This window comes from Methylobacterium tardum, assembly GCF_023546765.1.
Classification (GTDB): domain Bacteria; phylum Pseudomonadota; class Alphaproteobacteria; order Rhizobiales; family Beijerinckiaceae; genus Methylobacterium; species Methylobacterium tardum.
This window is the reverse complement of sequence record NZ_CP097484.1, coordinates 2332251-2352805: the sequence shown is the minus strand read 5'-3', so window position 1 is coordinate 2352805 and position 20555 is coordinate 2332251. Positions and strand designations below refer to the sequence as shown.

The window sequence follows — 20555 nt, the reverse complement described above, 5'->3', positions numbered from 1 at the left end:
CGATGGCCCTGATCACCGATACCAATCGCGCTCCCGCGATCGCGCCCCAGCCGAAGGGGATCATCGATCCCAACACCGGCCGCCCGATCGGCGCGGACGACCCGACCTTCCTGTCGATCAGCGACGAGCTGGCCGATCGGGGCTTCCTGCTCACCACCACGGACGAGCTGATCAACTGGGCCCGCACGGGCTCGCTGATGTGGATGACCTTCGGTCTCGCCTGCTGCGCGGTCGAGATGATGCAGATGTCGATGCCGCGCTACGATTGCGAGCGATTCGGCTTCGCGCCCCGCGGCTCGCCGCGTCAGTCCGACGTGATGATCGTCGCCGGCACCCTGACCAACAAGATGGCCCCGGCGCTGCGCAAGGTCTACGACCAGATGCCGGAGCCCCGCTACGTCATCTCGATGGGCTCCTGCGCCAACGGCGGCGGCTACTATCACTATTCCTACTCTGTCGTGCGCGGCTGCGACCGGGTGGTGCCGGTGGACATCTACGTGCCCGGCTGCCCGCCCACCGCGGAGGCGCTGCTCTACGGTGTGCTGCTGCTGCAGAAGAAGATCCGCCGGACCGGCACGATCGAGCGCTGAGGAGCGGCCATGACGAACGGCATCTCGATCCTCCCCCACACCCAGCCGGTCTACGGCGAGGACGCGGTCGCGGCCATGGCCGAGCGCGTCGTCGGCGCCCTGGGGCCGGCGGTGGTGTCGCACACCACCGCGTTCGGCGAGCTGACGCTGGTGATCCAGGCGTCCGACATCGTCTACGCGCTCACCTACCTGCGCGACGATCCGGCCTGCGCGTTCCGCAACTTCATCGACATTTGCGGCGTGGACTACCCGCAGCGCGAGAAGCGGTTCGACGTGGTCTACCACCTGCTGTCGCTGCGCCATAACCTGCGCATCCGCGTGAAGGTGCAGACCGACGAGGTGACGCCCGTCCCCTCGGTGATCGAGGTCTTCCCGGCGGCGAACTGGTACGAGCGCGAGACCTACGACCTCTACGGGATCCTGTTCTCGGGCCATCCCGACCTGCGCCGCCTGCTCACCGATTACGGGTTCGAGGGGCATCCCCTGCGCAAGGACTTCCCGCTCACCGGCTTCGCCGAGGTCCGCTACGACCAGGATCAGGCGCGGGTCGTCTACGAGCCGGTGAAGCTGACGCAGGAATTCCGGAACTTCGATTTCCTCTCGCCCTGGGAAGGCACGGATTACGTGCTGCCGGGCGACGAGAAGAAGTCGGCCTGAGAACGGGGCCGTCCGATGACCGAACACAACATCCGAAACTTCGCGATCAACTTCGGCCCGCAGCACCCGGCGGCGCACGGCGTGCTGCGCCTCGTGCTGGAACTCGACGGCGAGGTGGTCGAGCGGGTCGATCCGCATATCGGGCTGCTTCACCGCGGCACCGAGAAGCTGATCGAGTACAAGACCTACCTGCAGGCGACGCCCTACTTCGACCGGCTCGACTACGTGTCGCCGATGAACCAGGAGCACGCCTTCTGCCTGGCGATCGAGAAGCTCGCCGGAATCGAGGTGCCGCGCCGGGCCAAGCTGATCCGCACGCTCTACTGCGAGATCGGCCGGCTCCTGTCGCACCTGCTCAACGTCACCACGCAGGCGATGGATGTCGGCGCCCTCACGCCCCCGCTCTGGGGCTTCGAGGAGCGCGAGAAGCTGATGATCTTCTACGAGCGGGCCTCCGGCGCCCGGCTCCACGCCAACTACTTCCGGCCGGGCGGCGTCCACCAGGACCTGCCGCCGAAGCTCATCGACGACATCGACGCGTTCTGCGACCCGTTCCTGCAGGTCGTCCAGGATCTCGACGACCTCGTCATGGCCAACCGGATCTTCAAGCAGCGCAACGTCGATATCGGCATCGTGTCGGTGGACGAGGCGATGGAGTGGGGCTTCTCGGGCGTGATGGTCCGCGGCTCCGGCATCCCGTGGGACCTGCGCAAGGCGCAGCCCTACGAATGCTACGAGGAGATGGAATTCGACATTCCCGTGGGGAAGAACGGCGACACCTACGATCGCCAAGTGATCCGCATGGAGGAGATGCGCCAGTCGGTGCGCATCATGAAGCAGTGCATCGCCAAGCTGCGCGAGCCCGCCGGCCAGGGGCCGATCGCGGCGCTCGACGGCAAGTTCGCGCCGCCGCCGCGCCGGGAGATGAAGCGCTCGATGGAGGCGCTCATCCACCACTTCAAGCTCTACACCGAGGGCTTCCACGTGCCCGAGGGCGAGGTCTACGCGGCGGTCGAGGCGCCGAAAGGCGAGTTCGGCGTCTATCTGGTGTCGGACGGGACCAACAAGCCGTATCGCTGCAAGATCCGCGCGCCGGGCTTCGCGCATCTTCAGGCGATGGACTGGATGTGCCGCGGGCACCTCTTAGCCGACGTGTCCTGCGTGCTCGGCACGCTCGACATCGTGTTCGGCGAAGTGGATCGGTAAGACAGAAGCGATGGCAAACCGCAGACTCGCCCCCGCCTCGGAGCAGCCCCAGAGCTTCGCGTTCTCGCCCGAGAATGCCGAGTGGGCGAAGACCCAGATCGCCAAGTACCGGAAGGACGGCAGGCCTCCGCGGTGATCCCGCTCCTGTGGAAGGCGCAGGAGCAGAACGGCGGCTGGCTGCCGCGCGCGGCCATCGAGGCGGTGGCAGCGGAACTCGGCATGCCGAACATCCGCGTGCTGGAGGTCGCGACCTTCTACACGATGTTCGCGCTCGAGCCGGTCGGGCGCTTCTGGATCCAGGTCTGCGGCACGGTGCCGTGCGATTCCTGCGGCGCGCGCGGGCTGAAGGAGATGCTCCAGGCACGGCTCGGCGCGCCCGGCCACGTCACGCCGGACGGCAACTTCTCCTGGCTCGAGGTCGAGTGCCTAGGCGCGTGCTGCAACGCTCCGATGGTGCAAATCAACCAGGATTACTACGAGGACCTGACGCCCGAGTCGCTCGGCCAGCTGATGGACGACCTTGCCGCCGGCCGGCCGGTGAAGATCGGCTCGCAGACCGGACGCGTCTCGTCCGAGCCGCTCGGTGGCGCCGACACGCTGACCGATCCGACGCTCTACGACGGCTCCCGCGTGGGCGCTTGGCGGAAGCGTTTCGAGGAGGCCGGCAAGAGCGAGGAGCCGGCCGCCAAGACCGGTGAAGCCGCGTCCAGCACACAGCAGGCCGCGGAGAACCCGAAGCCGGCGCGGCCCGATGCCGGTCGCCCGGTGGAGCGCACGGTCACCGATGCGCCGGCGCAGCGCGCCGCCGACGGCGAGACGCCGGTCAAGCCCGAGGATCGCGCCGACGCGGCCGAGCGCGGCCGCTCCACCGCCAAGCACGGCGCCGCGCGCCAGGGCGACGCGGACGTGCTCGACTCGACGGCCAAGCGCGTCGCCGAGGGCGAGCCCGCCGCCGGCGAGCAGGGCCATCAGGAAACGCCGGCCCGCGACGCGGTTCCGCAGCAGCCCGAGGGCTCCGGCGCCAACGAGGGCGAGGTCGCCGCCGAGGCCGAGGAGGCGCGCGTCGCCGGTGCGCTCGCGGCCCTGCCGAAGGATGCAAGCCCCGAGCAGAAGGCCGACGCGGTCGGCAAGCGCCCCGCCGGACTGGACGCGGCGCGCGCCGGGCAGCCGGACGACCTGACGCGTATCAGGGGCATCGGCCCGGGCAACAGCCAGCGCCTGAACGGGCTCGGCATCTACCATTTCGACCAGATCGCCGCCTGGTCCCGCGACGAGATCACCTGGGTCGGCACCTACCTCGCGTTCCCGGGTCGCATCGACCGGGAGAACTGGGTGGGGCAGGCCAAGGCCCTGTCGGCGCCGGCTCAGTGAGGACCTGACATGCTGTCGGATCAGGATCGCATCTTCACCAACCTGTACGGGCTCCAGTCACCGGGCCTCGAGGCCGCCAAGAAGCGTGGCGCCTGGGACGGGACCAAGTTCCTGCTGGAGCAGGGCCGTGACTGGATCATCGAGGAGATGAAGGCCTCGGGGCTCCGCGGCCGCGGCGGTGCGGGCTTCCCGACCGGCCTCAAGTGGTCGTTCATGCCCAAGAAGTCGGACGGGCGTCCGCACTACCTCGTGGTCAACGCCGACGAGTCGGAGCCGGGCACCTGCAAGGACCGGGAGATTATGCGGCACGACCCGCATCTCCTGATCGAGGGCTGCATGCTGGCCTGCTTCGCGATGAACGCGCATGCCTGCTACGTCTACATCCGCGGCGAGTACGTCGCCGAGAAGCACGCGCTCCAGAAGGCGGTGGATGAGGCCTACGCGGCCCGCCTTGTCGGCCAGTCGAACGTCCACGACTACCCGTTCGACATCTACGTTCACCACGGCGCTGGCGCCTATATCTGCGGCGAGGAGACGGCCCTCATCGAGAGCCTGGAGGGCAAGAAGGGGATGCCGCGGCTCAAGCCGCCATTCCCGGCCAATATGGGCCTCTACGGCTGCCCCACCACGGTGAACAACGTCGAATCGATCGCGGTCGCCGGCACGATCCTGCGCCGGGGCGGCGCGTGGTTCGCCGGGCTCGGCGGCAAGAACAACACCGGCACCAAGCTCTTCTGCGTCTCCGGCCACGTCAACAAGCCGTGCAACGTCGAGGAGGAGATGGGCATCACCTTCCGCGAACTCATCGACCGCCATTGCGGCGGCATGCGCGGCGGCTGGGACAACCTCCTGTGCTCGATCCCTGGCGGCTCCTCGGTGCCGCTGGTGCCGGGCGAGCAGATCATCGACGCCAAGATGGATTTCGACACCCTGCGCAACCTCGGCTCGGGCCTGGGCACCGCGGCCGTGATCGTGCTCGACAAGTCGACCGACATCGTCGCGGCGATCACCCGCATCTCGTACTTCTACAAGCACGAGTCTTGCGGCCAGTGCACGCCCTGTCGCGAGGGCACCGGCTGGATGTGGCGCGTCATGCAGCGCATGACCGAGGGCCGTGCGCAGAAGCGCGAGATCGATATGCTGTTCGAGGTGACCAAGCAGATCGAGGGTCACACGATCTGCGCGCTCGGCGACGCGGCGGCCTGGCCGATCCAGGGCCTGATCCGGCACTTCCGCCCCGAGATCGAGAAGCGCATCGACCGCTACACCGCCAACCCGCACAGCGAGCCTGTGCCGATGGCCGCGGAGTAGAGGCGCAATGCCGGTGTCCAACCCACAGCCTCATCCTGAGGTGCTCGCGTCAGCGGGCCTCGAAGGAGGCCTCCAGAGATCGCGAGGCGGGCTGGACATCTCCTTCGAGGCTCGGCTGCGCCTCGCACCTCAGGATGAGGGCGTGGGCGGGATCCGGCCTCGCGCGTTTGGGCCAGTTTACGAGACGATCCGATGACAAAAATCCTCGCCGACGGCATCGAGGTCGACGTCCCCGCCGATTACACGCTGCTCCAGGCCTGCGAGGCCGCGGGGGCCGAGATCCCGCGCTTCTGTTTCCACGAGCGCCTGTCGATCGCCGGCAATTGCCGCATGTGCCTCGTCGAGCTGAAGGGCGCGCCGAAGCCGGTGGCCTCCTGCGCCTACGCGGTGAAGGATTGCCGCCCCGGCCCGAACGGCGAGCCGCCGGAGGTGCTGACGCGCTCGCAGGGCACCAAGAAGGCGCGGGAAGGGGTGATGGAGTTCCTCCTCATCAACCACCCGCTCGACTGCCCGATCTGCGACCAGGGCGGCCACTGCGACCTGCAGGACCAGGCCATGGCTTACGGAGTCGATTCGACCCGCTACAAGGAGAACAAGCGCGCGGTCGAAGAGAAGCATATCGGCCCGCTGGTGCGGACCGCGATGAACCGCTGCATCCACTGCACCCGCTGCGTGCGCTTCCTCGCCGAGGTGGCGGGCGTGCCGGACCTCGGCGCCATCGGTCGCGGCGAGGACATGGAGATCACCAGCTACCTCGAGCAGTCGATGGCCTCGGAGCTCCAGGGCAACGTCGCCGACCTCTGCCCGGTGGGCGCCCTCGTGCACAGGCCGCAGAGCTACAACGTCCGGCCGTGGGAGCTGAACAAGACCGAGTCGGTCGACGTGATGGACGCGGTCGGCTCCTCGATCCGCATCGACACCCGCGGCCGCGAGGTCATGCAGATCGAGCCGCGGATCAGCGAGGAGATCAACGAGGAGTGGATCTCCGACAAGACGCGCTACCACATCGATGGCTTGCGGATGCAGCGCCTCGACCGGCCCTACCTGCGCGAGAACGGTCGGCTGCGGCCTGCCTCCTGGGGTGAGGCGTTCCAGGCCGTCGCCGCCCGGGTGAAGGGCGCGGATCCGAAGCGTGTCGGCGCGATCGTCGGTGACCTCGCGGGCGTCGAGGAGATTTTTGCGCTCCGTGAGCTGATCAAGAGCCTTGGCTCGCCGAACCTCGACTGCCGCCAGACCGATGCCGGCCTCGACCCGGCGCTGGGCCGCGCATCGTACATCTTCAACCCGACCATTCCGGGGATCGAGGCCGCGGACGCGATCCTGATCGTCGGCGCCAACCCGCGCACCGAGGCCTCGCTGCTGAACGTGCGCATCCGCAAGCGCTGGCGCATGGCGCCGCTGGCGGTGGGCGTGATCGGCGAGCCGGTCGATCTGACCTATCCGAGCCACTACATCGGCGCCGGCCCCGATTCTCTCGCTGCGCTCGCCCGCGGTGAGCACAGCTTCCTCGACGTTCTCAAGGAGGCGAAGGCGCCGCTCGTGATCGTCGGCGCGAGTGCCGAGCCGGGCGTCCTGGCCGCGGCGGCCACGCTCGCCAAGGCGATCGGCGCGGTCTCGGCCGAGTGGAACGGCTTCGGCGTGCTGCACACGGCCGCCGCCCGCGTCGGGGCGCTGGATCTCGGCTTCGTGCCGGGGGAGGGTGGCCTGACCTTCGCGCAGATGCTGGAGCCGGGCGCGCTGGACGTCCTGTTCAATCTCGGCGCCGACGAGCGCGACGTCGCCCCGGGCGCCTTCGTGATCTACCAGGGCAGCCACGGCGACCGTGGGGCCTCCCGCGCCGACGTGATCCTGCCCGGCGCCGCCTACAGCGAGAAGTCGGCGACCTGGGTGAACACGGAAGGCCGGGTCCAGATGGGCAACCGCGCCGCGTTCCCGCCGGGCGACGCCCGCGAGGATTGGGCGATCCTGCGCGCCCTCTCGGACGTGCTGGGCAAGCGCCTGCCGTTCGATTCGCTCACCGCGCTCCGCCGGGCGCTCTACGCCGCCCACCCGCATTTCGCGGCGATCGGGGCCGTCGAGCCCGGCACCGTCGCCGAGGCGGTCGACCGGCTCGCGGGCCTCGGCGGCTCCGCGACCGGACCAGCCTTCGCGTCGTCGGTGACCGACTTCTACCTCACCAACCCGATCGCCCGCGCCTCGCGGATCCTCGCGGAGTGCTCGCGCCTCGCCCGGGAGCGCGCCGCCGAGGCGGCCCCTGGCGGCGGCCGAGTAGGAGCTCAAGACCGATGACGCCGCTCGAAATCCTCGGGACCGTGCTCCTGATCGTGCTGAAGAGCTTCGTGCTCCTCTCGGCGCTGCTCGTGTTCATCGCCTACGCGCTGCTCGCCGACCGGAAGATCTGGGCGGCGGTGCAGCTCCGGCGCGGCCCGAACGTGGTCGGGCCGTTCGGCCTGTTCCAGTCCTTCGCCGACCTGATCAAGTTCGTGATCAAGGAGCCGGTGATCCCGGCGGGCGCCAACAAGGCGATCTACCTGCTGGCGCCGCTCGTCTTCGCGATGCTCGCCCTGTCGAGCTGGGCGGTCATCCCGCTTGCCGACGGCTGGGCAATCGCCGACATCAACGTCGGCATCACCTACATCTTCGCGATCTCGTCGCTCGGCGTGTACGGCGTCATCATGGGCGGCTGGGCGTCGAACTCGAAATACGCCTTCCTCGGCGCGCTGCGCTCGGCGGCCCAGATGATCTCCTACGAGGTCTCGCTCGGCTTCGTGATCATCTGCGTGCTGCTCTGCGCCGGCTCGCTCAACCTCTCGCGCATCGTCATGGCGCAGGACACCAGCCTCGGCATCTTCGGCTGGTACTGGCTGTGGCTGTTCCCGATGTTCGTGGTGTTCTTCGTCTCGGCGCTGGCCGAGACGAACCGCCCGCCCTTCGACCTGCCGGAGGCCGAGTCGGAGCTCGTGGCCGGCTACATGGTCGAGTATTCCTCGACCCCGTACCTGCTGTTCATGCTCGGCGAGTACGTCGCCATCATGAGCATGTGCGCCCTCGGGACCATCCTGTTCATGGGCGGCTGGCTGTCCCCGATCCCGTTCGCGCCGTTCACCTGGGTGCCGGGCGTGATCTGGTTCACCCTGAAGGCCAGCTTCCTGTTCTTCCTGTTCGCCATGGTGAAGTCGATCGTGCCGCGCTACCGCTACGATCAGCTCATGCGCCTCGGCTGGAAGGTCTTTCTGCCCATTTCGCTCATCTCGGTGGTGGTCGTGGCCTTCGTCCTGAAGCTCACCGGCCGGCCCCGGGCGCCTGACGCATGAAACCGGAGATCGCGGCATGAAGCTCGATCAGATTGCGAAGAGCCTTCTCCTGAAGGAGTTCGTGTCGGGGATGGTCCTCGGCATGCGCTACTTCTTCAAGCCGAAGGCCACGATCAACTACCCCTTCGAGATGGGCCATCGCGGGCCGCGCTTCCGCGGCGAGCACGCGCTGCGTCGCTACCCGAACGGCGAGGAGCGCTGCATCGCCTGCAAGCTCTGCGAGGCGATCTGCCCGGCGCAGGCGATCACCATCGAGGCGGGCCCCCGCCGCAACGATGGCACCCGCCGCACGACGCGCTACGACATCGACATGGTGAAGTGCATCTATTGCGGCATGTGCCAGGAGGCCTGCCCGGTGGATGCCATCGCCGAGGGGCCGAACTTCGAATTCTCGGTGGAGACCCGGGAGGAGCTTCTCTACGACAAGCAGAAGCTCCTGCTGAACGGCGACCGCTGGGAGCGCGAGATCGCCCGCAACATCGCGATGGACGCGCCTTACCGCTGACTCATACCGGGGGCGCGGTTGTGCCCCCGTCGACCGGGTTCTATAGACGGGCCGCCCGCTGCGGACCGTCTCCACGCACGGCAGAAGGGGCCGCTCCGGCGGCCGATCCCGACCAGCGCATGACCGCAGCAGCCGCCTTCTTCTATCTGTTCGCGAGCATCACGGTCGCGTCGGGCTTCATGGTGATCGCCGCGCGCAATCCCGTCGCCTCGGTGCTGTTCCTGATCCTCGCCTTCGTGAACGCCGCCGGCCTGTTCGTCCTGATGGGCGCCGAGTTCCTCGCGATGATCCTGGTGGTCGTCTACGTGGGCGCGGTGGCGGTCCTGTTCCTGTTCGTGGTGATGATGCTCGACGTCGACTTCGCCGAGCTGCGCCAGGGCTTCCAGCAATACCTGCCGGTCGGCGCCCTGATCGGCGCGATCTTCCTGGTCGAGCTGCTGCTGGTGGTGGGCTCCTGGAGCATCGATCCGGGCCTCGTGCAGGCACCGCTCGGCAACGTCGCGGCCGCCGAGAACCTCACCAACGCCCAGGCTCTGGGGCGCGTGATCTACACGGACTACGCCTACTTCTTCCAGCTCGCCGGCCTGATCCTGCTGGTCGCCATGATCGGCGCGATCGTGCTGACGCTGCGCGACCGGCCCGGCGTCAAGCGCCAGAACATCGCGGTCCAGAACGCCCGCACCCAGGCCATGGCGGTGGAGACCCGCAAGGTCCCGTCGCGCCAGGGTGTCGAGGTCTGATGATCGCCCGGAGATTCGAACGATGATCGGCCTGAGCCACTACCTCACCGTCGCGGCGATCCTGTTCACGCTCGGCGTGCTCGGCATCTTCATCAACCGCAAGAACATCATCGTCATCCTGATGTCGGTCGAGCTGATCCTGCTCTCGGTCAACATCAACCTCGTCGCCTTCTCGACGCAGCTGAACGACATCACCGGACAGGTCTTCGCCCTGTTCGTGCTGACGGTCGCGGCCGCCGAATCGGCGATCGGCCTCGCCATCCTGGTGGTGTTCTTCCGCAACCGCGGCTCCATCGCGGTGGAAGACGTGAGCATGATGAAGGGCTAGGGCCTCCTCACCCCGCCGCCCCGATTCACATCCGGACGCCGCCGCATCGCGGCCGGCCCGGAGGACGGACTGCAAGAGAGCGATGTATCACGCGATCGTCTTCTTCCCGCTCATCGGCTTCCTGATCGCCGGCCTGTTCGGCCGGTACATCGGGGCGCGGGCCTGCGAGTACATCACCACGGCGTTCCTCGCCTTCACGGCGCTGATCGCCTGGGGCGTGTTCCTCGACGGCGGCCACGCCGAGCGGGTGCAGGTCGCGTCGTGGTTCTCGGCCGGCGACCTCCAGGTCGACTGGGCCTTCAAGGTCGACACCCTGACCCGGGTGATGCTCGTTGTGGTCACCACGGTCTCGACCCTCGTGCACCTCTACTCCGTGGGCTACATGGAGGAGGATCCGCACCGGCCGCGCTTCTTCGCCTACCTGTCGCTGTTCACCTTCGCCATGCTGATGCTGGTGACGGCCGACAACCTCGTGCAGATGTTCTTCGGCTGGGAAGGCGTGGGCCTCGCCTCCTACCTGCTGATCGGCTTCTGGTACGAGAAGCCCTCGGCCAACGCCGCAGCCATGAAGGCGTTCATCGTCAACCGCGTCGGCGATTTCGGCTTCTCGCTCGGCATCTTCCTGACCTTCGTGCTCACCGGGTCGGTGGCGTTCGATGCGATCTTCGACAAGGTCGACGCGATCAAGACGCTCTCGTTCCACTTCCTCGGCTACGACTGGAACGCCCTGACGCTCGCCTGCCTGCTGCTGTTCATGGGCGCCATGGGCAAGTCGGCGCAGTTCCTGCTGCACACCTGGCTGCCGGACGCCATGGAGGGCCCGACCCCGGTCTCGGCGCTGATCCACGCCGCCACCATGGTGACCGCCGGCGTGTTCATGGTCGCCCGCCTGTCGCCGCTGTTCGAGGAGGCGCCGAACGCGCTGATCGTCGTGACGGTGATCGGCGGCATCACGGCCTTTTTCGCCGCCACAATCGGGCTGGTGCAGAACGACATCAAGCGGGTGATCGCCTACTCGACCTGCTCGCAGCTCGGCTACATGTTCGTGGCGCTCGGCGTCGGCGCCTACTCGGCCGGCGTGTTCCACCTGTTCACCCACGCCTTCTTCAAGGCGCTGCTGTTCCTCGGCGCCGGCTCGGTCATCCACGCGATGCACCACGAGCAGGACATGCGGAACATGGGCGGCCTGCGCCGCTACATCCCCTACACCAGCGCCATGATGGCGATCGGCTCCCTGGCGCTGATCGGCTTCCCTTACACGGCCGGCTACTACTCGAAGGACGCGATCATCGAGGCGGCCTACGCCTCCACCCGGCCCGGGCACACGCTCGCCTTCCTGTGCGTCGTGGTGGCGGCGTTCTTCACCTCGTTCTACTCCTGGCGCCTGTTCTTCATGACCTTCGAGGGTCCGGCCCGCTGGGGCGCCCACGGGTCACACGATCACGCGGCGCACGATCACCACGACGCCCCCGCCGTGGCGCACTCGACCATGGCGCACGAGGCCGACGGCGCACCGGGCCACACCGAGGGCGTCGCCCACGACGACAAGGGCCACGACATCGAGCCGGCGCACAGGAGCGACCTCGTCGCCGACGATCATCACGGACACGGCCACCACGGCGACCACACGCCCCACGAGAGCCCGCTGGTGATGACGGTCCCGCTGGCGATCCTCGCCTTCGGCGCGCTGTTCGCCGGGATCATCTTCCACGACCGCTTCATCGGCGAGGGGATGGACGCGTTCTGGGGCCACGCCCTGGCGCACGGACCGAACAACCACATCATGCACGAGATCCACGAGGTCCCGGCGCTGGTCTCCTACTCGCCGCTGATCATGCTGATCCTCGGCTTCGTGCTGGCCTTCTGGATGTACATCCGCCGGCCGGAACTGCCGGGCGCGCTCGCCGCCCAGCAGCCGTCGCTGTACCGGTTCCTGCTGAACAAGTGGTACTTCGACGAGATCTACGACCGGATCTTCGTCCGCCCCGCCAAGGATTTCGGCCTGTTCCTCTGGAAGCAGGGTGACGGCCGGATCATCGACGGCCTCGGGCCGAACGGCATCGCGGCCCGCGTCGCCGACGTGACCCGCGGGGTGGTCCGCCTCCAGACCGGTTACCTCTACCACTACGCCTTCGTGATGCTCATCGGCGTCGCCGGCCTGATCAGCTGGTACCTGATGTCCGGCCTGCCCAAGGGGCTCACTGACATGCTCGGCCTCGGCATCCTCTCCGGCCTGCTGATCGTGCCGCTCTGCGGCGCGGCCTTCATCCTGACGCTGAACGGCGACGAGGAATCGGTCGCGCGCAACAGCCGCTGGGCCGCGCTCGCCACCACGGTGGTCACCTTCCTGCTCTCCCTGGTGGCCTGGAACCGCTACGACGCCGCCTCGCCGAGCTTCCAGCTGGTCGAGAGCCACGCGTGGCTCACCGAGACGATCCGGTTCAAGCTCGGCGTCGACGGCTTCTCGATGCCGCTGATCCTGCTGACCACGTTCCTGATGCCGTTCTGCATCGGCGCCTCGTGGCATTCGATCCACTTCCGCGTGAAGGAGTACTTCGTCGCCTTCCTCGTCCTCGAGACGACGATGATCGGCGTGTTCGCCTCCCTCGACCTGCTGCTGTTCTACCTGTTCTTCGAGGCCGGCCTGATCCCGATGTTCCTGATCATCGGCATCTGGGGCGGGCAGCGCCGGATCTACGCCAGCTTCAAGTTCTTCCTCTACACCCTGCTCGGCTCGGTGCTGATGCTGCTCGCCGTCATGGCGATGTACTGGCAGGCCGGCACCACCGACATCCCGACCCTGCTGCAGTACCGCTTCCCGGCGCAGATGCAGACCTGGCTGTGGCTCGCCTTCTTCGCCTCGTTCGCGGTGAAGATGCCGATGTGGCCGGTCCATACCTGGCTGCCCGACGCCCACGTGGAGGCGCCGACCGCGGGCTCGGTGATCCTGGCCGGCATCCTCCTGAAGATGGGCGGCTACGGCTTCATCCGGATCTCGCTGCCGATGCTGCCGGTGGCGAGCCAGGAGTTCGCGCCGTTCGTCTTCGCCCTGTCGGTGATCGCGATCATCTTCACCTCGCTCACCGCGATGATGCAGACCGACATCAAGAAGCTGATCGCCTACTCGTCGGTGGCCCATATGGGCTTCGTGACGCTCGGCCTGTTCACGCTGAACGAGCAGGGCATCCAGGGCGCGCTGTTCCTGATGATCTCCCACGGCATCGTGTCGGGCGCGCTGTTCCTCTGCGTCGGCGTCGTCTACGACCGGATGCACACCCGCGAGATCGCCGCCTATGGCGGCCTCGTGAAGCGGATGCCGCTCTACGCGGTGGCCATGCTGATCTTCACCATGGCCAATGTCGGCCTGCCGGGCACGTCCGGCTTCGTCGGCGAGTTTCTGGCGATGCTCGGCGCCTTCAAGGCGAACCCGAACGTGGCGTTCTTCTCGACCTTCGGCATCATCCTGTCGGCGGCCTACGCCCTGTGGCTCTACGCCCGGGTGATCTACGGCAAGCTGGAGAAGCCGAACCTCCAGGGCATCCTCGACCTGGATCTCCGGGAGAAGATCATCCTGGCGCCGCTGGTGGCCCTGACGATCTATTACGGCGTGCACCCGGCCCCCGTGCTCGATGTGTTCGCGCCCTCGACCGACGCGCTGATGACCAGCATGAAGGCCGCCCTGTCCAACACCCAGACCGCGGCCGCCGCGCTGCCGGTCCCGCGCTGAGACGGACACCATGCCCACCGTCCACTCCGTCCTGCCCTCGCTGGCGCCGCTCCTGCCCGAGCTGATCCTCGGCATCGGCGTCATGGTCCTGATCCTCTACGGCGCGTGGCGCGGCGACCGCTCTGCCGAGACCGTGAGCCTCGGCGCGCTGGTCCTGCTGCTCGTCGCCCTGTCGGTGGTGATCTCCCAGCCGGTCCACGGCCGAGTCACGACCCTGTCGGGAGCGTTCGTCTCGGACGCCTTCTCTAAGGTGATGAAGTCGCTGGTGCTGCTCGGCTCCTCGGCGACGATCCTGCTGGCGCACGACTTCTTCAAGCGCGAGCGCATTGATCGGTTCGAATTCCCCGTGCTGATCGTGCTCTGCACCATCGGCATGATGGTCATGGTCTCGGCCAACGACCTGATCGCGCTGTATCTCGGCCTCGAGCTGCAGTCGCTCGCCGCCTACGTGATCGCGGCGTTCCACCGTGACGACGTGAAATCCACCGAGGCCGGCCTCAAGTACTTCGTGCTCGGCGCGCTCTCGTCCGGCATGCTGCTCTACGGCGCCTCGCTGGTCTACGGATTCACCGGCACCGTCTCGTTCCCCGGCATCGTCTCGGCGCTGAACGAGAACGCGGGCCTCGGCATCGTGCTGGGCATCGTGTTCCTGGCGGCCGGCGTGTGCTTCAAGCTGGCGGCCGTGCCGTTCCACATGTGGACGCCCGACGTCTACGAGGGCTCGCCGACCCCGGTAACGGCCTTCTTCGCCTCGGCGCCCAAGATGGCCGCGGTGGCGATGACCGTGCGGGTCTTCATCGGCGCCATGCCGGACGTGACGGCGATCTGGCAGCAGATCTTCATCTTCGTCTCGGTGGTGTCGATGGCGCTGGGCTCCTTCGCGGCGATCGGCCAGACCTCGATCAAGCGCCTGATGGCCTACTCGTCGATCGCCAATATCGGCTACGCGCTGATCGGCCTGGCCTGCGGCTCGGAGGAGGGGATCAGCGGGCTCGTCACCTACATGATCATCTACCTCGCGATGACGCTTGGCACCTTCGCGATCATCCTGTCGCTCCGGCGCCGGGACGTGATGTTCGAGAAGATCGAGGACCTGTCGGGCCTGTCGCGCACGCATCCGTGGCTGGCCTTCTGCCTCGCCGCGATGATGTTCTCGCTGGCCGGCATCCCGCCGCTCGCCGGGTTCTTCGCGAAGTTCTACGTCTTCGCCGCCGCCATCAAGGCCGGACTCGTGACGCTGGCGGTGATCGGCGTGGTGACCAGCGTGGTCGGCGCCTACTACTACCTGCGCGTCGTGCGGATCATGTATTTCGACGGCGAGCCGAAGGAGCCCTACGAGGCGATGGCGCCGGGCCTGCGCGTGGTGCTCGCCCTGTCGAGCGTCGTGGTGGTGCTCTTCTTCCTGCTGCCCGGCCCGCTGGTCGGCGCCGCCGGCCGGGCCGCCAAGTCGCTGTTCTAGGACGGCCTTGAGCTACCGACTCGGGCCCGCGGCGCGCGCCGCAGGCCACCGCCTGCACGTCCATGACAGCCTCGGCTCCACCAACACGGAGGCGATGGCTCAGGCGCGGGCAGGGGAGACCGGCCCCCTCTGGGTGGTGACCCACCGTCAGGAGGCGGGCCGCGGCCGCCGGGGCAACAGCTGGGCCTCGCTGCCGGGCAACCTCGCGGCAAGCGTGCTCTGGCCGGTGGCCGGCGTCGCGCCCGAGCATCTCGCCGAGCTCGGCTTCGTGGCGGGCCTCGCGCTGGTCGAGGCGCTGGAGGCGGCCTGCGGCACCCTGCCGGATACCGCTTCCGGCAGCGGCACCCGATCTGTGAAGCTGAAATGGCCGAACGACGTGCTGCTCGGCGGCGCGAAGCTGGCCGGCCTGCTCCTGGAGGCCGAGACGCTGCCGGGCGGCCGGCGGGCCGTGGTGGTCGGCTTCGGCGTCAACGTCGCGGCGGCCCCGGAGGGCTTACCCGCCACGAGCTTGGCCGCGACGGGTTACGCGGGCGGCGCCGAGGCGCTACTGGAACACCTCTCGGACCGGATGGCCGCGCGGGCGCGCCTCTGGGACCGGGGACAGAATTTCGCTGCCCTGCGCGCCGACTGGCTGGCGCGGGCCGCGGGTCTCGGATCGGAGATCGCGGTGCACAGCGGCGGACACATCCTGCGGGGCGTGTTCGAGACGATCGGCGAGGGGGGCGGCTCGTGATCCTCGCCCCCGATGGGAACCGGCATACCGTGACGGCGGGCGAGGTGCATTTCGGATCGGCCGCGACGGCGGCCTGAGTTTGGACGACGACAGATGGGAATGGGACAGGAGGAGCTGGTCTTCCTGCCGCTCGGCGGCGTGGGCGAGATCGGGATGAATGCGGCGCTCTACGGCTTCGGCCCGGAGAAGGGCCGGAAGTGGATCATGGTCGATTGCGGCATGGGCTTCGCCAGCGAAGAGAAGATGCCGGGCGTCGACCTGATGTATCCGGACCTCGCCTTCATCGAGGAGCGGCGCAAGGACCTGCTGGGGATCTTCATCACCCACGCGCACGAGGATCATATCGGGGCGATCTCGGAGCTGTGGCCTAAACTCAAGGCCCCGGTCTACGCGACCCGCTTCGCCAAGAACCTGCTGGAGACCCGGCGCCTCTCCGAGCCCGGCGCCCCCAAGGTCGACCTGCGCGAGGTGAAGCCCGGCCGGCGCGTGACCGTCGGGCCGTTCGAGCTCGAATACGTGCCGGTCTCGCATTCCATCCCGGAATCGAACGCCATCGCGATCCGCACCGCGGCGGGCCTCGTGCTCCACACCGGCGACTGGAAGATCGACCCGACGCCGGTGGCCGGCTCGGTGACATCCCCGGAGGCGTTCACGGCGCTCGGTGACGAGGGCGTCCTCGCCATCGTCTGCGACTCGACCAACGTCGTGCGCGAGGGCTTCTCGCCGAGCGAGAAGACCGTCGCCGAGACCCTCAAGACGCTGATCGCCGACGCGCCCCACCGGGTCGCGGTGACCACCTTCGCGTCGAACGTCGCCCGCATCCGCGCGGTCGCCGAGGCGGCGGCCGCCTGCGGCCGTGAGGTCATCGCGGTCGGCCGGGCCATGGACCGGGTGATCGATGTCGCCCGCGAATGCGGCTACCTCGACGGGCTGCCCGAATTCCGGCGTTCGGATTCGTGGAAGAGTCTGCCGCGCGAGCGGGTCGTGGCCCTGCTCACCGGCTCGCAGGGCGAGCCGCGGGCGGCGCTGGCCCGGGTGTCCCGCCGGGACCACCCGGATATCAGCCTCGCCCCGGGCGATCAGGTGATCTTCTCCTCGCGCGCCATCCCCGGCAACGAGCGCGATGTCGGGTCGATCATCAACGACCTGATCGAGCAGGGCGTCGAGGTGATCACCGACCGCACCGAGCTGGTCCACGTCTCGGGCCACCCGCGCCGCGACGAGATGGTCGAGATGTACCGGTGGACCCGTCCCGGCACCGCGATCCCGGTCCACGGCGAGGCGCTTCACCTCGGCGAGCATGCCCGCTTCGCCCGGGCGCAGGGCGTGCAGAACGTCGTCAAGGCCCGCAACGGCAGCCTCATCCGCCTGAGCCCCGGCACGCCGGCGGTGATCGACAACGTCAAGGCCGGCCGCCTGTTCAAGGACGGCGACGTCCTGATCGACGAGAAGGACCGGGCGATCCCGGAGCGGCGCAAGCTCATGCAGGCGGGCCTCGTCTCGGTGGCGATCGCCATCGGCGAGGACGGCGTCGTGCTGGGCGAGCCGGCGGTGGACATCATCGGCCTGCCGAACCGTGGCCGGTCGGGCGAGCCGCTGATCGAGACGGTGGTCGATGCCGTGTCCCGGACCCTGTCGGGCATGTCTCGGGGCAAGCTCAAGGACTCGGAGAGCGTCGAGAAGACGGTCGACCGAGCGGTGCGCACCGCGGTCAACGAGGTCTGGGGCAAGAAGCCCGCCTGCCACGTGCAGGTCGCCGAGGTTTAGGGTACGAAACCGCACGACGCATCACGGCAGATCCCGCCCAAATCCCTCATCCTGAGGTGCCCGCGTCAGCGGGTCTCGAAGGAGCCCTCCAGCCGGTCGCGCGATCCCTGGAGCCCTCCTTCGAGGCCTCCGCTGCGCTCCGGCACCTCAGGAGGAGGTCAGCGACTGGGAGGGAGCGACCTGCCGATCGGTGCGCGAATGGGGAGGAACAACCATGATCGGCCGTCTCAATCACGTGGCCATCGCCGTGCAGGATCTCGACGCCGCCTGCGCGGTCTATCGCGACACGCTGGGCGCCACGATCACGCCGCCGCTGCCGCAGCCCGAGCACGGCGTCACGGTCGTGTTCGTCGAACTGCCGAACAGCAAGATCGAGCTGATGGCACCGCTCGGCGAGGGCTCGCCGATCGAGGCCTTCGTGGCCCGCAATCCCGGCGGCGGCATCCACCACGTCTGCTACGAGGTCGGCGACATCCTGGCGGCGCGTGACAAGCTCAAGGCCCAGGGCGCCCGGGTGCTCGGCACCGGCGAGCCGCGGATCGGCGCCCACGGCAAGCCGGTCCTGTTCCTGCATCCGAAGGACTTCCTGGGCACGCTCGTCGAGCTGGAACAGGTCTGAACCGGATGATGGCGACGCTCACCCGCTCGACGCCGATCACGCTGGCCGTCATCACCGTGCTGGTCGCCGCCTTCGTAGCGGCGGGGGTGGGCCTGTTCAAGCTGACGGTGGGCGGCGCGATCGCCCTCTACTTCGTCGTCTGGTGGACTCTGCTCTTCGCGGTCCTGCCCCTGCGCAACCAGCCGGAGACGCGGCCGAGCCACGTGGTTCCGGGGCAGGACCCGGGTGCGCCGGTGGCGCCGCGTCTGCGCGAGAAGGCCATCTGGACGACGCTGGTGGCGGGCGCCGCCTTCCTGATCGCCCTGGCGGTGTTCCCGCTCACCGGGCTGTAGGACGGCTCGGAGCGGCAGTCCTGCGCTGCCCGGACGCCGGCCGGCTCACGGCTTTGGCCCGACCCGTTCGACACAGGGCCGAACGGGCGGGTGCTCCGCATCGGCCGCGCGCGACGCGCTGCGCCGACGGGCCAGGATGGATCCGGCGAAGGCGGTGATCCCAGCGACCGCCAAGAATAAAAAAAGCAAGGCCAGAGGCCTTGCTTTTCAAGCTTCAATGGCTCGACCTTTATAGATCCCACGCATTGGCTGCGGGGCGGTCGCTTTTCCTCCCGAGACTCGGACCTTGCGCCACCTCTTCCGGGCGTCGCAAACATCGCGGGACGCTTATAGGAACAACAATTCGTGTTGTCACCGGGTCTGCGAGAAAAATCTGCGCTTTCTTGCCGGCAAATAGGCAGAGCGCTTTTCGCGTGGGCAACCCACCGTCCGGTCAGGTCCAACGCCTCGGCTTCGCCGCGATTACGCCGCGCCGTGGTCGCGCAGTGCTTGTAATTTGCGGCTCCGGCGTGTTGTGTGCCGGCGTGCCGCGGCTCCCCCGGCCGGCCCCCAATTCCAAGATTTCGGCGACATGCGTCTCTCCCGCTACTTCATGCCGACCTTGCGCGAGACGCCCAAGGAAGCCGAGATCGTCTCGCACCGGCTGATGCTGCGTGCCGGCTGGTCCGTCAGGAATCGGCCGGCATCTACGCGTGGCTGCCGCTGGGCCTGCGGGTCTTGGAGCGCGTCTGCGCGGTGATCCGACGGGAGCAGGATCGCTCCGGCGCCATCGAGATCCTGATGCCGACGGTGCAATCCGCCGAGCTGTGGCGCGAATCCGGCCGCTACGATGCCTACGGCAAGGAGATGCTGCGCCTGAAGGATCGGCACGACCGCGAGATGCTCTACGGCCCCACCGCCGAGGAGATGGTCACCGAGATCTTTCGCGCGAGCGTCCGGTCGTACAAGGATCTCCCGAAGAACCTCTACCAGATCTCGTGGAAGTTCCGCGACGAGGTGCGCCCGCGCTTCGGCACGATGCGCTCGCGCGAGTTCCTGATGAAGGACGCCTACTCGTTCGATTTCGACCAGGCCGGCGCGCGCCACGCCTACAACCGGATGTTCGTGGCGTATCTGCGCACCTTCGCGGGCCTCGGCCTGAAGGCGATCCCGATGCGCGCCGATACCGGCCCGATCGGCGGCGACCTGTCCCACGAGTTCATCATCCTGGCCAAGACCGGCGAGAGCGAGGTCTTCTGCGACAAGGCCTATCTCGATTTCGACATCCCGCCGGCGACCGTCGATTTCGGCGACGTAGCCGGCCTCCAGGGCATCGTCGATGCCTGGACCTCGCACTACGCCGCCACCGAGGAGATGCACGAGCCGGAGGCTTTCGCGGAGGTGCCGGAGGAGAGCCGGCTGGCCGCCCGCGGCATCGAGGTCGGCCACATCTTCTACTTCGGCACGAAGTATTCCGAGCCGATGGGCGCCAAGGTCGCCGGGCCGGACGGGATCGAGCGGCCGGTCCATATGGGCTCCTACGGCATCGGCCCGAGCCGGCTGGTTGCGGCGATCATCGAGGCGAGCCACGACGAGGCCGGCATCATCTGGCCGGATTCGGTCGCGCCCTTCGACGTGGCGCTGATCAACCTCAAGGTCGGCGATGCTGCCACCGACGCCGCCTGCGCGCAGATCCAGTCGGATCTCGAGACCGCCGGCCTGTCGGTGCTCTACGATGACCGGGACGAGCGTCCCGGCGCCAAGTTCGCGACCGCCGACCTGATCGGCCTGCCCTGGCAGGTGATCGTCGGGCCGAAGGGCCTGGCGGAGGGCAAGGTCGAGCTGAAGCGGCGCGCCGGGGGCGAGCGCGAGAGCCTCGCGACCGTCGACCTGCTGGCGCGCATCCGGCGCGTCTGA

The 20555-nt window shown here is 68.2% G+C and carries 14 protein-coding genes and 4 pseudogenes; all 18 read left to right on the top strand.

Annotation, left to right across the window (positions count from 1 at the left end; genetic code table 11):
• Positions 1-2: 2 nt before the first annotated feature.
• The 18 genes and pseudogenes from M6G65_RS11045 (at position 3) to proS (ending at position 20555) form a co-directional block, all read left to right on the top strand.
• Positions 3-590 carry a NuoB/complex I 20 kDa subunit family protein gene (locus M6G65_RS11045; protein ID WP_010686017.1) on the top strand — a complete coding sequence of 196 codons (588 nt, stop codon included), beginning with the start codon at positions 3-5 and terminating at the stop codon, positions 588-590.
• Positions 591-599: 9 nt separating this feature from the next.
• Positions 600-1247, top strand: a complete 648-nt coding sequence (locus M6G65_RS11040) for an NADH-quinone oxidoreductase subunit C (RefSeq protein WP_250103933.1) — start codon at positions 600-602, stop codon at positions 1245-1247.
• A 15-nt stretch (positions 1248-1262) separates the two neighbouring features.
• Positions 1263-2453 carry an NADH-quinone oxidoreductase subunit D gene (locus M6G65_RS11035; RefSeq protein WP_192708296.1) on the top strand — a complete coding sequence of 397 codons (1191 nt, stop codon included), beginning with the start codon at positions 1263-1265 and terminating at the stop codon, positions 2451-2453.
• Between the two features lie 10 nt (positions 2454-2463).
• A pseudogene (gene nuoE, locus M6G65_RS11030) lies at positions 2464-3824 on the top strand (NADH-quinone oxidoreductase subunit NuoE).
• Between the two features lie 9 nt (positions 3825-3833).
• Positions 3834-5135: an NADH-quinone oxidoreductase subunit NuoF gene (gene nuoF / locus M6G65_RS11025; RefSeq protein WP_192708298.1), complete on the top strand. Its 1302-nt coding sequence runs from the start codon at positions 3834-3836 to the stop codon at positions 5133-5135.
• Between the two features lie 192 nt (positions 5136-5327).
• On the top strand, positions 5328-7424 hold the full coding sequence (gene nuoG / locus M6G65_RS11020; protein WP_250103932.1) for an NADH-quinone oxidoreductase subunit NuoG: 2097 nt from the start codon (positions 5328-5330) through the stop codon (positions 7422-7424).
• A complete protein-coding gene (gene nuoH / locus M6G65_RS11015) occupies positions 7421-8449 on the top strand; it encodes an NADH-quinone oxidoreductase subunit NuoH (RefSeq protein WP_250103931.1) in 1029 nt (342 codons plus the stop codon). Before nuoG ends, nuoH begins: the two co-directional genes overlap by 4 nt.
• Positions 8450-8465: 16 nt before the next feature.
• Positions 8466-8954, top strand: a complete 489-nt coding sequence (gene nuoI, locus M6G65_RS11010; RefSeq protein ID WP_250103930.1) for an NADH-quinone oxidoreductase subunit NuoI — start codon at positions 8466-8468, stop codon at positions 8952-8954.
• Positions 8955-9073: 119 nt separating this feature from the next.
• Entirely contained in the window at positions 9074-9694 is a 621-nt protein-coding gene (locus M6G65_RS11005; RefSeq protein WP_192708302.1) for an NADH-quinone oxidoreductase subunit J, read from the top strand.
• Positions 9695-9716: 22 nt separating this feature from the next.
• Complete coding sequence (gene nuoK / locus M6G65_RS11000) at positions 9717-10022, top strand: NADH-quinone oxidoreductase subunit NuoK (protein ID WP_010686008.1); 306 nt, start codon at positions 9717-9719, stop codon at positions 10020-10022.
• Between the two features lie 82 nt (positions 10023-10104).
• A pseudogene (gene nuoL, locus M6G65_RS10995) lies at positions 10105-12219 on the top strand (NADH-quinone oxidoreductase subunit L); the annotation flags it as partial.
• 9 nt (positions 12220-12228) lie between these two features.
• Positions 12229-13749, top strand: a complete 1521-nt coding sequence (locus tag M6G65_RS10990) for an NADH-quinone oxidoreductase subunit M (RefSeq protein ID WP_250104235.1) — start codon at positions 12229-12231, stop codon at positions 13747-13749.
• Between the two features lie 10 nt (positions 13750-13759).
• Entirely contained in the window at positions 13760-15208 is a 1449-nt protein-coding gene (nuoN, locus tag M6G65_RS10985; protein WP_250103929.1) for an NADH-quinone oxidoreductase subunit NuoN, read from the top strand.
• Positions 15209-15215: 7 nt separating this feature from the next.
• Positions 15216-16018: pseudogene (locus M6G65_RS10980) on the top strand (biotin--[acetyl-CoA-carboxylase] ligase).
• 16 nt (positions 16019-16034) lie between these two features.
• Complete coding sequence (locus M6G65_RS10975; protein WP_250103928.1) at positions 16035-17708, top strand: ribonuclease J; 1674 nt, start codon at positions 16035-16037, stop codon at positions 17706-17708.
• A 214-nt stretch (positions 17709-17922) separates the two neighbouring features.
• Entirely contained in the window at positions 17923-18327 is a 405-nt protein-coding gene (gene mce / locus M6G65_RS10970; RefSeq protein ID WP_250103927.1) for a methylmalonyl-CoA epimerase, read from the top strand.
• Positions 18328-18332: 5 nt separating this feature from the next.
• A complete protein-coding gene (locus M6G65_RS10965; RefSeq protein WP_238196697.1) occupies positions 18333-18659 on the top strand; it encodes a DUF1467 family protein in 327 nt (108 codons plus the stop codon).
• 571 nt (positions 18660-19230) lie between these two features.
• A pseudogene (gene proS, locus M6G65_RS10960) lies at positions 19231-20555 on the top strand (proline--tRNA ligase).